General features: G+C 71.5%; 14 protein-coding genes and 2 pseudogenes. 5 read left to right on the top strand and 11 right to left on the bottom strand.

Translation table 11 applies throughout. The features are described 5' to 3' along the window. Positions 1-609 precede the first annotated feature (609 nt). Positions 610-1,614 carry a hypothetical protein gene (locus tag FHS38_RS07545; protein ID WP_184732072.1) on the top strand — a complete coding sequence of 335 codons (1,005 nt, stop codon included), beginning with the start codon at positions 610-612 and terminating at the stop codon, positions 1,612-1,614. A 249-nt stretch (positions 1,615-1,863) separates the two neighbouring features. Here the strand turns inward: FHS38_RS07545 and FHS38_RS07540 are convergent, their stop codons facing one another. From FHS38_RS07540 to FHS38_RS07510, 8 genes and pseudogenes are all read right to left on the bottom strand, one after another. Further along, positions 1,864-2,100, bottom strand: a complete 237-nt coding sequence (locus tag FHS38_RS07540) for a hypothetical protein (RefSeq protein ID WP_184732070.1) — start codon at positions 2,098-2,100, stop codon at positions 1,864-1,866. 297 nt (positions 2,101-2,397) lie between these two features. Beyond that, positions 2,398-2,499 (bottom strand): annotated as a pseudogene (locus FHS38_RS35150) (e9imm peptide); the annotation flags it as partial. Between the two features lie 48 nt (positions 2,500-2,547). After that, positions 2,548-2,756, bottom strand: a pseudogene (locus tag FHS38_RS36295) (DUF4158 domain-containing protein); the annotation flags it as partial. Continuing rightward, a complete protein-coding gene (locus FHS38_RS07530) occupies positions 2,708-3,250 on the bottom strand; it encodes a TerD family protein (protein WP_184732068.1) in 543 nt (180 codons plus the stop codon). The pseudogene FHS38_RS36295 and the gene FHS38_RS07530, both read right to left, overlap by 49 nt. A gap of 186 nt (positions 3,251-3,436) precedes the next feature. Further along, complete coding sequence (locus FHS38_RS07525) at positions 3,437-4,432, bottom strand: AEC family transporter (protein WP_260420615.1); 996 nt, start codon at positions 4,430-4,432, stop codon at positions 3,437-3,439. A 35-nt stretch (positions 4,433-4,467) separates the two neighbouring features. Beyond that, the gene (locus tag FHS38_RS36010; RefSeq protein ID WP_184732064.1) at positions 4,468-4,611 is read right to left on the bottom strand and encodes a hypothetical protein; all 144 of its coding nucleotides are present in this window, start codon (positions 4,609-4,611) and stop codon (positions 4,468-4,470) included. Continuing rightward, on the bottom strand, positions 4,608-4,778 hold the full coding sequence (locus FHS38_RS36005; protein ID WP_184732062.1) for a hypothetical protein: 171 nt from the start codon (positions 4,776-4,778) through the stop codon (positions 4,608-4,610). The genes FHS38_RS36010 and FHS38_RS36005 overlap by 4 nt, the downstream gene beginning before the upstream one ends. A 230-nt stretch (positions 4,779-5,008) precedes the next feature. Continuing rightward, on the bottom strand, positions 5,009-5,215 hold the full coding sequence (locus FHS38_RS07510) for a cold-shock protein (RefSeq protein ID WP_184732060.1): 207 nt from the start codon (positions 5,213-5,215) through the stop codon (positions 5,009-5,011). 226 nt (positions 5,216-5,441) lie between these two features. On the opposite strand from FHS38_RS07510, the gene FHS38_RS07505 reads away from it, so the two are divergent. Next, positions 5,442-5,828, top strand: coding sequence for a hypothetical protein (locus FHS38_RS07505; RefSeq protein ID WP_184732058.1), 387 nt, complete (start codon positions 5,442-5,444; stop codon positions 5,826-5,828). 58 nt (positions 5,829-5,886) lie between these two features. Here the strand turns inward: FHS38_RS07505 and FHS38_RS07500 are convergent, their stop codons facing one another. Beyond that, positions 5,887-7,593: a choice-of-anchor A family protein gene (locus tag FHS38_RS07500; protein WP_184732056.1), complete on the bottom strand. Its 1,707-nt coding sequence runs from the start codon at positions 7,591-7,593 to the stop codon at positions 5,887-5,889. Positions 7,594-7,793: 200 nt separating this feature from the next. Then, on the bottom strand, positions 7,794-8,504 hold the full coding sequence (locus tag FHS38_RS07495) for a L,D-transpeptidase (protein WP_184732054.1): 711 nt from the start codon (positions 8,502-8,504) through the stop codon (positions 7,794-7,796). Positions 8,505-8,726: 222 nt separating this feature from the next. Here FHS38_RS07495 and FHS38_RS07490 point away from each other — a divergent pair, with 222 nt between their 5' ends. Beyond that, positions 8,727-9,398 (top strand): histone deacetylase, encoded by a 672-nt coding sequence (locus FHS38_RS07490; protein WP_229822760.1) that lies wholly within the window; start codon positions 8,727-8,729, stop codon positions 9,396-9,398. On the opposite strand, the gene FHS38_RS07485 is transcribed toward FHS38_RS07490, so the two are convergent. Beyond that, positions 9,322-9,696 (bottom strand): VOC family protein, encoded by a 375-nt coding sequence (locus tag FHS38_RS07485; protein ID WP_184732052.1) that lies wholly within the window; start codon positions 9,694-9,696, stop codon positions 9,322-9,324. The two genes, FHS38_RS07490 and FHS38_RS07485, sit on opposite strands and share 77 nt — an antisense overlap. Positions 9,697-10,078: 382 nt before the next feature. Here FHS38_RS07485 and FHS38_RS07480 point away from each other — a divergent pair, with 382 nt between their 5' ends. Beyond that, positions 10,079-11,461, top strand: a complete 1,383-nt coding sequence (locus FHS38_RS07480; RefSeq protein ID WP_184732050.1) for a family 2B encapsulin nanocompartment shell protein — start codon at positions 10,079-10,081, stop codon at positions 11,459-11,461. Next, a complete protein-coding gene (locus FHS38_RS07475; protein ID WP_184732048.1) occupies positions 11,448-12,707 on the top strand; it encodes a cysteine desulfurase in 1,260 nt (419 codons plus the stop codon). The genes FHS38_RS07480 and FHS38_RS07475 overlap by 14 nt, the downstream gene beginning before the upstream one ends. Positions 12,708-12,743: the final 36 nt, after the last annotated feature.

Genomic DNA, 12,743 nt, shown 5'->3' with positions numbered 1-12,743 from the left:
GCGCGGCCACGGCCTGCGGTGTCACAGCCGGCGAGAACGCCAGGGCCGCGGCGGCAGCGACGGAGCTTGCCAGCAGCGTGAGGGATCGCATCGAACGCATCGTTCTCCCCTTCCGGAGACAGCACGAGAGTGTGCCGCGGATCAGCCGACGGACCGCCCTCCGCCGCGGGTGGGCCCCCGGGCTTCGGGACGTCGGCCGGAGGCAGGGCGCGGCCCGCCGTGAAGGCGAGCATCCACAGGCGCCGCCCCCGCCACGACCGGCGCGACGCCTCGCACCGCACCCCGGCGCGTCAGCGCCCACCACCCGGCCGCCGCCGAAACGGCCAGGCCCGCGAGCCCCACGGCAACCAGCCCCACGCTCCGAAGCCCCGCCACGGACAGCAGGAACAATCCCCGCGCCGACGGCCGCCACGACCGCCAGGCGCGCCGTCCAGCGCTGCCCCACCCCACGCACGATGACGGATCCCATGGAACCTCCCGGCCTCGCGGCCTTGGCTCTCGTCTCATGTTCACCGCCGGTGGGGGCATCGCCGTCACCCGGAACGGGTGAGGTAGGCCCGGGTGTGCCGGGCCCACAGTGGAGGGCCACCGGTACGGGCCGGACGGCCGGTGAAGGAGAACCGTTCCGAGAAGGGCGACCGGATGAACGGCAGCGGACGTACCACCGGTGGGCCGCGGCCGGGCCGCCCGGACGAGTGGGCGACGGTGGAGGCCCAGGCGCTGCTGCCGATGATCTGGGCCGATCCGCAGCACATGCCGGAGCAACTGTCCTTCTTCGCGGTGCGGAGGTTCGGACCCCGGGCCGCTGCCTCCGTTTCCCGCCGGAAAGAGCGCAAGCCGTCGGCCGGGGACGACGAACTCCGCAGGGAGGCCATCGCCCACGGAACGCGCATGACGATCGCCGACGGCGCCGTGCTGGGCGGCCCGTTCGTGATCCTCATGCCCGTAAGCTTCGTGGCAGCCCTGCTCTCCCAGGCCCGCATGGTGCTGGAACTGGCCGTCCTCGCCGGGCGCGACGCCCGAAGCGAACGACGGGTGGCGGACCTGCTGGTCCTCCAGGACGTGTACCCGACGATCGAGGCCGCCGCCCAGGCCCTGAGCGAGGTGAGGCGTCATCCCTCCGGAGGATGGGGCCGGATCCCCCACCGGACACGATGGTCGCTGATCGTCAGGATGGCGGCGATCCTCGGCATCGTGGGCGGGGGCGAGAAGCGCGGCCGACTCCGACAGGTGATCTCGACGGTCCCGATCGTGGCCGTGTTCCTCGTGGGCATGGTGCTGCCGTTGATCTGGATGCCCGCACTCGCGGTGATCTACCGGAGGAGCACGCTGCGGCTCGGAGCGAAAGCCGTGCGGTTCTACACCCCGGGCGCCGCGGGTGAGCCGCTCGGACACCATGGACGCCTTCCCCGCGTCCCCCGGGCGGCCGGCCTCGCCGCCGTTCTGCGGGTCCTCGCCCTCGCCGTAGTACCCTTCGCGACCGCCGCCGCGCTCGCCGTGGCGGACGTCCGGCTCGTCGGCGGGTTCTGGGGCACCAGCCTGATCGTCCTGGTCACGGTCTCCCTCCTCGCGGCGGGCGTCTGGCACGTGCGCCATCGATCGCACCGGCGGTGAGAAGCGAAGGAGACGGCCTTGAGCACCCAGGAGCCCGTCCGGCGCCGGACGGGCTCCTGGGGTGAGGGTCGACATCCGCCGGTAGGCATGTGCGGGCCCCGGGGATTCAGCAACCCCGGGGCCCGCAGGTCCTCGATGCCGACGGCAGCCCCTCTGAGTCCCTTCGCCAGGACTCCGCTCAGTGCCGACCTGTGCTTCTCACGGAGCCGGGGGGAGCGGATGTCGGGGCAGCCCATGGCGGGCCGGCTGTCACCAGCTGGTGATGGGCTCTCCGTTGTGCCGGCCGCCGACGCACATGTACATCGGGGGGATCCAGAAGATCTGCCGGATGCGGCCACCGCCGTCGACGCACTGCTGGGTGCTGACCAGTACCTGCGGACTGTCGTCGGTGCTGTCGGCGTGGGCGGGCGAGGCGAGCGCGGTGCCTGCCCCGCTGAGCAGGATGGTTGCTGCGAGCGTACTTAAGGTGCGGCGGAACCGGTTCATGGCTGAGCCTCCCCAGTGGAAGAACGTCACCACGGCGGGCGCCCGGTGACGGGATCCACGGGCGGCCCAGCGCGCATCCGCACCGAAGATCCGGAAGGTACCTTTCCGAATCGTGATCAGGCGAACACCCGGCAACCAGCGCACTGATGCGTGATGCACCCCGCGCCCTCTCCGGCACGCTCCCCAACATGCCCCCGCGCCCTGTTGCTCCGTCGACGGCCGTGCGCAATTCCCACCGCCGGGGCCGGCTGCTGGTCCCCGGACCCCGCAGTCAGTTCCTGTCTCGCACGGGACCGGTCACAGGGCAATCGGCCGGTAGGCAAGGGCCTGATCGACTACCTCCTCCGCCGAAAGCTCCTGCCCCGGCGGCCAGAAGACCAGGCCACACACGTACCCGGCGGCATCCGGTAACGGTGAACATCCGCCGGTCGCGAGCCCCGGGGCGTTCCGCACCGTGCACATCCGGAGCGCGAACCCGAGCTGGTGATGCTGCGTACGCCGCAGCGCGATCAGATCCCGGTCACGTCGTCCAGGAAGAAGAACCGCTCCGGCTCGGGCCGCGTCGGCTCCTCGGCGAACTTCCCGTACGCATCAGCCTGCTCATCGGTCAAAAATTCGGCAGGCTCGGGTTCCGGCCCATCAGCGCGGCGAAGGATTCCGGGTCGGCGTCGAATCCGCGAACGGCCTTGCGGAACACCCATTCCCCCGAGGCGCCCCGGGTGAACTCCGCGACGGTCGCCGCCGTGGCGTCGAAGACACCGACGAAGTCGTCGTTCACCAGCTCCGTGCGGTCCTCACGGACCCGGACTGCGGTGTTCGGCACCTCGCCGAACGTCTTCCGTCCCTCGCCCTGCTGGATGACCACGCCCACCACGACACGGGTGTACCGGGAGGACAACCGGTCGAGCTCCAGCGTCATGGCCTCGTCGGTACCGAAGCCTTGACCGGTACGGCTGTCCCTGTTGAGGGTGATGGTGCCGTCGGGTGACCGGCTGCCGAAGTGCACGACGTACTCGGGCTTGCCGTACGGATCGCCCTCGGAGAAGGTCGCGGCGACGATGTCGAGGTCGTTGGCCGGTGTGCCCGAGGGACTGGGGTCCCACTTGAGCGTTACCTCGACCTTCCTGAGCCCCTTGTTGAGACCACTCACGGACTTGCCTTCCTCGTACGGGACTGACGGGAGATGTGTCCGGACTCAATGGTATCGCCCAGGCCACGAGTTGAGGTTCCCCGCGCGGGGACGCGTCGGCGGCCCGGGGCCGGCCGTGTCGTTTCCTGGGGCTGACGCGTCGGGTGGGCCCGGGCCGTCCGGGCGATCCGCGAGGCGACCGGCTCATCAGGCGAGGAGCCAGGTGATCAGCGACAGGGTGATCAGCGACAGGAGCGTGGACCACACCACGACGTCCCTCGGTACATCGGTGCGCAGCCGGTATTCGGCGGCGTAGACGAAGGCGTTCTGGGCGGTGGGCAGGCCGGAGCACAGCACCACGGCCAGCAGCGCGTGCCCGTGCAGACCGAACAGCCAGCGGCCGAGCACGTAGGCGAGCAGCGGCTGCGCGGCTGTCTTGAGGCCGACGAGGACGAGCCGCTCGGCGATGCCCTTGGCATCCGGCACCACCCTGGTGTTCAAGGACATCCCGAGGGCGAACAGGGCCGCCGGCACCCCCGCGCCGCCGACCATCCGGATCGGCTCGGTCATCACGGTGGGCAGCGACAGACCGAGGGCGGAGACCGCGACCCCCGCCGCCGACGCGCCGATGACGGGGTTGCGCAGGGGCAGTAACGCGAACCGCCGCCACTGACCGCGCACCCCCTGATGAACGTCCAGATCGATGAGCACCATGATCAATGGCGTCACGAACAGCATCTGGAACACCGCGGCCGCGGCGATGAACGTGGTGTCGCCCAGCACCCCGATCGCGACCGGGATACCGAGATTGGCCGAATTCACGTAGGACGCGGTCATCGCGTTGACGGCGCGGTCGGCGGGCCGCGCCCGGAACACGTTCCGGGAGAGCAGCAGGGCCGCCCCGAACACCAGGAGCAGACTGATCGCGAACACCGCCACTTCCGGCTCGGCGATCTCCCCCACCGGAGCCTTGGACAGCGTGAGGAACAGCAGCGCCGGCATGGCGAAGGTGAACGCGAACCGGGCGAGCACGGGTTGGGCTTGCCGGCCGAGCAGGTCGAAGCGGCCTGCCGCCCAACCCATCGCCGTGACCCCCCAGATCGGCACGAAGCCGGATATCACCGCTTGCACAAACCCCACCCATTCAGCCGCTGCCGCGCGCACGGCCCGCCCGGAGAGGGCCGTACGTCTTCCGGGGTTCATGATCCCTCGCAGCTCACGGACCGGGTGACCGGGTGTCAGCCGTCGGCGTCGGCGCTCTGCGTGTGTTCCTGCTCGGCCAGGCGCTTCTTGGCGTCGGCCCCGTCGAGGGGAAGCTCCTCGACCGGGAGCTCCCAGTACGTGAACGTCGACCTGCGGACCGTCGAACGCAGTGCCGTCATGAGGCCGCGATGGGTTCGGCCTTGGCGTATCCGTAGAGGGTGGCCCGGTCCTCCCAGGCCGACAGCGTCCAGAAGACGCCCTTGAGCGGCTGGGCGATGAGCGAGGCCCCGAGGGCCCGGCCCTGCGGACGAGGGTGCTTGGGGGGCGTCCAACGAAGAGTCGGCACGGCGTGTGGTCTACCTTCCGGGAGGCGGAGGCGACGCGTTCGGCGTCACGTCCCCCAGCCTCGCCGCGCCCGGACCACCTGACGCCGGATCTGCCCACCCATGACGGTTTCCGACACCGGGCGGGCCTTCCTGATGGATCCACTCACACCGGACGGCCACCGTGCCTTTCCCCTGCCGGACATGGGGAGGGCGGGCCCGCCGGGCGGATCCCGGCAGGCCCGCCCCGGGCTCAGGACAGCGGGACGACGTTCTCCGCCTGCGGGCCCTTCGGGCCCTGGGTGACCTCGTACTCCACCTGGGTGCCTTCGAGCAGCTCCTTGTACCCGGTGGTCTGGATGGCTGAGAAGTGGACGAAAACGTCGGGACCGCCGTCGTCTTGAGTGATGAACCCGAATCCCTTGTCGGCGTTGAACCACTTCACCGTGCCTGTTGCCATGCCTCTTGCCTCTCATCCGAATCCGCGCGTGAACGACGCGCGCCGGGGCGGCCTGTCGCTGCCGACCCCGGTCGTTCCCGACTTTTCCCCGCACAACGGCGAAATACGCTCCGGTGGGCGACAGGGCCACGGATGGCCCTGCCGTGGTGCCGGGTCGGTTAGCTCCTCGTACCGTGGGAGTGGAATGTCCGGCCCGGCAGTCCCCGACGGCAGAGGAGCACGGGTGATGAGCGCCCCCGAGAGTGCGGATCACGTCAGTGTTCATCTGACCGACTGTGGTCACGAGGACGCGAACGTGGTGTTCGGCGCCCTGGAGACCGCGTTCCCCGAGGGCACCGGTCCAGCTCGCAGCGAGACCCGCGCGTCGCTGTCCACGGCGGACAATCCCGTGATCTGGTGCACGATCGTCGACGCCCGGACCCGCAGCGACGCGGTGTCGGCCCCCGCGCCCCTGACCGGCGCGGTCACCGTGGATCTCTTCGGCCCCGCCCACCCCGTGCGTCAGGTCCAGCAGAAGCTGGCCGGGGTCTTCGACGTCGAGGAGCACGGCACGGTGTCGGGCGAGCACGAGGTGGAGATCCGTCTCAAGCTGACGTCGCTGTCCGAGTCGTAGGAACCGGCGACGAAGGCCCCCGCCCGTGGTGACGGCGGGGGCCTTCGTCGTCGGGGCGCTACTTCTTGTCCTTGCCCGGCTCTCCCGGGGTGTTCTTCGCGGTCACGGTGACGCCCGCCGCGGCGTTGGCCGCGGTCAGCCGGTACGGGCCCGAGACGGGGTTGCCGGGCAGTCGGTAGCCCTCGGGCACAGCGGTCTCGCGCAGGTAGTACGAGCCCAGAGGTTGGTCGGGAAAGTCGCAGCGGCCCCGCCGGTTCGTGGCACAGCCGCTGTCCGCCCTGCGGTCCGCGTCGCGCCCGGTGGTCTGCAGCCCGGCCCGCCCGTTGGTCTCGCGCCACAGTTCGAAGACCGCGCCCTGCAGCGGGCGGCCGGTCTTGGCGTCGTGCTTCACCAGGTGGATCGTGCCGTGGGGTTCCTTGGGCCGGGTGTTGGTGGCGGTGACCTGAACGCCCCGGGCGGCGTTGGCCGGCGTGAGGGTGAGCGGGCCGAAGACGGTCCGGGCGGGGACGGGATAGCCGGCCGGCGGCTGGGTCTCCTGCCAGTAGTAGGTGCCGGGCTCCACGGTGGTGCGGCATGCGCCGCCCGGGCCGGTGGTGCAGATTCCGCCGGACTTGGTGTCGGGGCCGGTCCCGGTGGTCTGCAGGCCGGGGGTGTCGTTGGTCTCCTTCCACAGCTGGAAGCGGGCGCCGGGCAGGGCCTTGCCGGTCTCGGCGTCCTTCTTGACGACGCTCACGTCCCCCTCGGGCGGGGTGCTGCCGCAGTCGGGGAGGTCCCCGTCGAAGGGATAGGCGTGGAACTCCTGACCGCCGCCCCCGGTCGCGGCCGATGTGTGGGTGAGGGAGCCGGTGGTGAAGAACCGTCCGTTGATCCCGGGCAGGGTGACCGTCGACTCACTGCCCTGGTCGCCGACCAGGATGCTGCCCTGGAACTGACCCGTGCCCTTGAACTCGACGCTCTTGGCGTCGGGGATGTTCCACAACAGGCGTTGGCGCAGCCTGTTCAGCGGGTCGTCGTCGGTGATGCCACCGCTGTAGGTGTTGATGACGCGGGCGCCGCCGGTCAGGTTGACGAGGATCGTGGCGTCCGCCGGGATGCCCGTGAAGCGGACGCCTTCCTGTCCGCCGTTGCGGCCGACCAGGTCGAAGTCGACGTTGAAGACCTGGAGCTTCGAGGTGCCGTCACCGGTGAACACCGTCTCCGACCCGTTGTTGACCGCCGTGCCGGTGGCCGGGCGTCCCCGGCCGTCGGTGCCGTGGGCGTAGCAGCGGCTCGCGGCGCTCAGCTCGGCGCGCAGTGGCTCGAAGGGCCGGGCGGCGGCGGGGTCCGCGACGCTGCGCCTGATGATGGTCCCGGTGGCGGTGCCGGCGTGCCGGACCACCCCGCCGTCGGCGTCGAGCCGCTGGCCCGGGGCGATCGTGACGTTGCCGCCGGTGGTCAGCCAGTCCGTGCCCACGGCGGGCGGCACCCGGGAGCCGACCCCTGCCACGCCGAGGTTGTACAGGCCGCCGCCGGAGGACTTGTTCATGTCGAAGGAGCCGAGGGTGACCACGCGGCCTTCGGCCTCCGCCGCGGCGCCCCGTACGCGGAAGTCACCGCCGACGAAGATGTTGATGTTGTTGTCGCGCCCGGCGATCGGCCCGTTGTTGACGGCGGGGTAGCCCGTCGCGGGACAGCCACTGCCGAGGCAGGGCCCCAGCCCGCCGGGCAGGGGCGCGGCCACGGCGGGCAGGGTCAGGGCCGCCGCGGTCACGGTCGCGGTGGACACGGTGCCCGCCACCGCACGCCATGACCGTCGTCGGCGGCGCGAGCGGGCTGCCTCAGGGGACTGGACCGGGCCTTCGTTCACTTCTGCCCTCGCAGGGTCGATGCTGCCGCCACTGCGATCCTGGGCACACACCGCTTGCCGGGGGTCCCGGCGCGCCGGGACCGTGCCTCGAACAGCCGACGCGTCCCCGGGCGGGCCGGTCAGGTGCCGGGTTTGCGCCCCCACGCGTACACCCCGTCGCCCACGGCGAGCACACTCCACAGACGTCGCGCGTCGGCGACGGTGAGGTTGACGCAACCGGCCGAACCACCGCCGTCGAACAGGTTCCCCGGGTGGCCGTGGAACGCCTGGCCCCCCGAGAAGAACTGCGCGTACGGCATCGGGGCGTTGTCGTACAGCGTCGAGACGTGGTCCTTGTGCTTCCAGTACACCTTGTGCCATCCGGTGCGGGTCACCTGACCGGCCCGGCCCGTCCGTACCGCCGTGGGGCCGAAGAGGACCCGGGCACCGTGCTGCACCCACATCAGTTGCCGGCCGAGGTCCACGCAGGCGACCTTCCGGGCGGGCGCGGGGCAGGTGCCCGCCGCGTTGGGGTTCTCCCGTGCCTGCGCGACGAGCATCGACCGGTAGGTGGCCAGCCCCGCGTACCCGTCGGCCGGTTCGACAGCTTCCTTGCGCTGGAACGCGGCGATGGCCTCGCAGTCGGCCGGGGACTGCCGGCCGTCCTGCGGCCGGTGCAGATACGCCTCCAGCTGCCACTGGTACGGGCCGGTGCCGGCGCGGCACGCGGGGGCCGCGTGCGCGACGTCGCCGGACCAGGGGGTGAGGGCACCGGCCCACGCCGCCAGGGCGAGGGCCGCCGCCCGCGCGCGTCGTCGGAGGTCCGCGCGTGCCGCGTGATCGACGCTCATGCCCGACACCTACCGGCCCCGGGCGGGACCGGCACCCCAGGTGATCCGAACAGCCGGGCCGTTCACCCGGTCGGAAAGCCGTACCGGGTGCGAGAATGGCCGGCCGACCACCATCCACGACGACCGGCCGGGTGAACGGTGATCATCCCTCGACGGCTCGAACCCCCGGGCGTGCCCGCCCGGCCCACCGATCGCGTCTGGTACGCCGCCTACGGTTCCAACATGGATGCGCGGCGTCTGACGTACTACCTCGCCGGGGGCCGGCACCCCGGCGGGACGCGTACGTACCCGGGCTGTGCGGACCCTCGGCCTCCCGAGCGCTCCTGCGCCGTACTGCTGCCGGGAATCGTGTACTTCGCCACCGAGTCGCCCGTCTGGGGCGGGGGCCGGGCCTTCTACGACCCCGACGCCGAGGGCGAGACGCCGGCGCGGGCCTACCTCGTCCCGGTGGCGCAGTTCTCCGGCATCGCGGCCCAGGAGATGTACGAGGACCCGGGACGGGAGGTGGATCTGCGGGAGGTCCTCACGCACGGGCGGGCGCGGCTCGGGCCGGGGCGGTACGAGACCCTGGTGTGCCCGGGGTTCCTGGACGGCCTTCCCGTCGTCACCTTCACCGCCCCCTGGGCCGTCGGCGAGGTGGCCGGCACTCCCCCGTCCCCCGCCTACCTCCGGCATCTCGCCTCGGGCCTCATGGAGGCGCACGGTTGGACCGCGGGGCAGGCGGCCGGTTATCTGGCCGGGCGCCCCGGGGCGAAGGGGCATTGGACACCCGAGGACGTCGCGGACGTTCTCCGACGGCCGGCTTCTCCCGGCGCGGTCACGCCACCGTCCGCTCCCCTGCCGGAGGCTGGTGGAGGCCGAAGGGAGAACCCTGGTCGTCGCGGCACAGTGTGAAGCGGCCGAACCGGGCGACCGTTTCGGGGTCTTCCTCGCTCTCGGGTGTCTCGGCCGTACCGCCGAGCTCGCGGACGCGTGCGAGCGCGGTGTCCAGGTCGTCGACCTTGAAGAACAGGTACGGGCTCGCGCCGGGGTCCGCGCCGTGCAGTCCGCCGGGGGCGTCGGGGGTGGAGATCGCGTAGCCGCCGCCGGGTGACACCGCTTCGAAGGTCCAGCCGAAGAGGTGGCCGTAGAAGGCGCGCGCCCGCTCGGCGTCGTCCACGCCCAGTTCGAAGAAGGAGATCTCACCGGCCATCGCGGGCTCCTGTCGGAGATGCGGACACGATACGGACGAACCACGGACACTGTCGGCGTCCACAGTGCCACCGCGGATCCGGACCCGCTCGGACCGGTGGCCCGTTCGGGCACGGCGTGCCGCCGCGCCCGGCGAGCGAAAACCGGTCTCGTGTGCGGTCCGGACCAAGCCAGGTCAGGGGTGTACGCCGGTCGCCCGGGACGGGTCCTCGCACATGGTCACGGCCATGCAGTCTGAAAATCGTTCGATTCTGGGTGAATCAGTGTGCTCGGCGCATTCGATTATTTCAGGACCATGCCCCGCAAACGGCGTCTTGTGGGACGCCGGAACCGATCGGACGATCGGTCCCGTTCCCGCACGTGATCTCCTCGAGGAGGACGCCATGAACGATCGACTCAGTCTCGCCCCCGATGCCGCACGGCAGCTGGCGACCACCACCAAGACCACCCCGCAGATGCGCGGCATCACGCCCCGCTATCTGCTGCGCGCGCTGCCGTGGGTCGACGTCGACTCCGGCGTCTACCGCGTGAACCGTCGCCGGACCTTCATCCTGGGCGACGACCGCATCAGCAGCTACAACGAGAGCGGCGCCCACCACATCGTCCCGGAGGACCTGCGGGAGGTGCCGTATCTGCGGGAGGCCGACGAGGCGCTGCTCGCCGAACTGGCGGGCTCCTTCACGGAGGTCACCTTCGAGCCCGGGCAGGTGCTGGCCCAGGAGGGTGACGCGGCCGACCGGCTGTGGGTGCTCGTGGTCGGGCGGGCGGAGAAGCGGGTGACCGGGCGGTACGGCGAGGACGCGTTACTCGAGGTGATCGGTGACGGGCAGTTCTTCTGTCTCGACTCCTGGACCCGCCAGGCACCGCTGCCGTTCAGGGTCAAGGCCCTCACCGCCGGTGTGGCGCTCACCGTCGAACGCTCCGCCCTCGCCGCCCTCGCCGACCGGGACGCGAACCTGCGGACCGCGCTCGAGGGCCACATCGCCGGGGACGGGCCGGTACCGGGCGCCGAAGTACCGGTGGACCTCGCGGCCGGGCACGTCGGCGAACCCGATCTGCCGGGTACCTACGTGGAGTACGAGGACACGCCGCGCGAGTACCACATGAGCCTCGCCCAGACCGTGCTGCGCGTGCACACCCGCGTCTCCGACCTGTACAACGAGCCCATGGACCAGACCCGGGTCCAGGCCGGCCTCACCATCCAGGCGCTGCGCGAGCGGCAGGAGTCGGCGATCCTCAACCACCCCGAGTTCGGGCTGTTCCACAACGTCGCCCCGGGCCAGCGCGTACAGACCCGCACGGGCGCGCCGACCCCCGACGACATGGACGAGCTGCTGTCCCGGGTCTGGAAGCAGCCGGGCTACTTCCTCGCCCACCCCAAGGCCATCGCCGCGTTCGGCCGGGAATGTACCCGCCGGGGTGTGCCCCCGGTCATCGACACCCGGTTCGGCAGCCCGCTGCTGACCTGGCGGGGCGTGCCTCTGCTGCCGTCCGACAAGGTGCGCTTCACCGGTGCCGGTGGCACCGGGGTCACCGAGATCCTGCTGATGCGCACGGGTGAGGCCGAGCAGGGTGTGATCGGCCTCCGGCCGTCGGGCGTGCCGGACGAGGTGGAGCCGGGCCTGTCCATGCGGAACATGGGCACCGACCGGAAGGCGATCACCTCGTATCTGCTGACGGCCTACTTCACCACCGCGGTGCTGGTGGAGGACGCCGTCGCCGTCCTCCGGAACGTCGAGGTGGGCACGTTCCATGACTACTCCTGAAGCCGCGCCGCGCCCGGGCACCCGGGGCGCCGGCTTCGACCCCGAGCAGGCGCGGCGGGACGTGCCGATCCTGCACCGCACGGTCAACGGCCACCCCCTGGTGTGGTTCGACAACGGCGCCACCACGCAGAAGCCCCGTCAGGTCATCGAGGCCCTCGCCTCCTACTACGGGAGCGCCAACTCCAACATCCACCGCGGTGCGCACACCCTGGCCCGCGAGGCCACCGAGGCGTACGAGGAGGGGCGCGCGACGGTCGCGCGGTTCCTGGGCGCCGCCTCGCCCGACAGCGTCGTCTTCACCCGGGGCACGACCGAGGCCGTCAACCTCGTCGCGCAGACGTGGGGACGGGCCAACCTCGGCCCCGGGGACGAGATCCTGGTGCCGGTGCTGGAACACCACTCCAACATCGTCCCCTGGCAGATGATCGCCAAGGAGCGGCGGGCCCGGGTGGTGCCCGTACCCCTTCGGGCGGACGGGAGCATCGACCAGGACGCCTTCGCCGATCTGCTCTCCTTCCGGACCCGGCTCGTCGCGGTCAGCCACGCGTCGAACGTCCTCGGCACCGTCCCGCCGGTGCGTCGGATGACGGCGCTGGCCCACCGGTACGGGGCGAAGGTGCTGGTCGACGGGGCCCAGGCGGTCGCCCACTTCCCCGTGGACGTCACGGAGTCGGACGCCGACTTCTATGTCTTCTCGGGCCACAAGCTGTACGCGCCCACGGGGATCGGCGCGCTGTACGCGAAGCCGGACCTGCTGGCGGGCATGGCACCGTGGCAGGGCGGCGGCAACATGATCGACACGGTCGACTTCGGCCGGGTCACCTTTGCGCCGGTCCCGCATTGCTTCGAGGCGGGCACCGGGCACATCTCCGGCGTGGTGGGCCTCAAAGCCGCCATCGACTGGCTGACCTCGTTCGGCCGCGAGGCGGTCGCCGCGTACGAGACGGGGCTGCTGGAGTACGCCCAACAGGCATTGGCCGCGGTCCCGGGCCTGGCCGTGCTGGGTTCGGCGCCGGGCAGGATCGCCGTGCTGACCTTCACGCTCGCGGGCGTGGATCCGGCGGACATCGCCCGGCGACTGGACCAGGAGGGCATCGCCGTCCGCGCCGGCCACCACTGCGCCCAGCCCGCGTTGCGGGCGTACGGCCTGGAGGCCGCGGCACGTGCCTCGCTCGCGCTGTACAACACGGCGGAGGAGGTGGACCGACTGGTGGCGGCGTTGCTGCGGTTGCGGCGGGACATCTGAGCCGCTGAAGGGTTCCGGTACGTCGTCGGCGACGTA

It is taken from the genome of Streptomyces netropsis, assembly GCF_014203545.1.
Lineage (GTDB): Bacteria > Actinomycetota > Actinomycetes > Streptomycetales > Streptomycetaceae > Streptomyces > Streptomyces netropsis.
This window is presented reverse-complemented; position numbering and strand designations above follow the sequence as displayed.

What these genes read in the sequence shown, in the direction of transcription:
- FHS38_RS07510 (WP_184732060.1), bottom strand. Translation starts at nt 5,215, where the DNA reads ATGGCAACAGGCACGGTGAAGTGGTTCAACGCCGACAAGGGATTCGGG.
- FHS38_RS07480 (WP_184732050.1), top strand. Translation starts at nt 10,079, where the DNA reads ATGAACGATCGACTCAGTCTCGCCCCCGATGCCGCACGGCAGCTGGCG.
- FHS38_RS07485 (WP_184732052.1), bottom strand. Translation starts at nt 9,696, where the DNA reads ATGGCCGGTGAGATCTCCTTCTTCGAACTGGGCGTGGACGACGCCGAG.
- FHS38_RS07505 (WP_184732058.1), top strand. Translation starts at nt 5,442, where the DNA reads ATGAGCGCCCCCGAGAGTGCGGATCACGTCAGTGTTCATCTGACCGAC.
- FHS38_RS07475 (WP_184732048.1), top strand. Translation starts at nt 11,448, where the DNA reads ATGACTACTCCTGAAGCCGCGCCGCGCCCGGGCACCCGGGGCGCCGGC.
- FHS38_RS07540 (WP_184732070.1), bottom strand. Translation starts at nt 2,100, where the DNA reads ATGAACCGGTTCCGCCGCACCTTAAGTACGCTCGCAGCAACCATCCTG.
- FHS38_RS07495 (WP_184732054.1), bottom strand. Translation starts at nt 8,504, where the DNA reads ATGAGCGTCGATCACGCGGCACGCGCGGACCTCCGACGACGCGCGCGG.
- FHS38_RS07490 (WP_229822760.1), top strand. Translation starts at nt 8,727, where the DNA reads ATGGATGCGCGGCGTCTGACGTACTACCTCGCCGGGGGCCGGCACCCC.
- FHS38_RS36010 (WP_184732064.1), bottom strand. Translation starts at nt 4,611, where the DNA reads ATGACGGCACTGCGTTCGACGGTCCGCAGGTCGACGTTCACGTACTGG.
- FHS38_RS07525 (WP_260420615.1), bottom strand. Translation starts at nt 4,432, where the DNA reads ATGAACCCCGGAAGACGTACGGCCCTCTCCGGGCGGGCCGTGCGCGCG.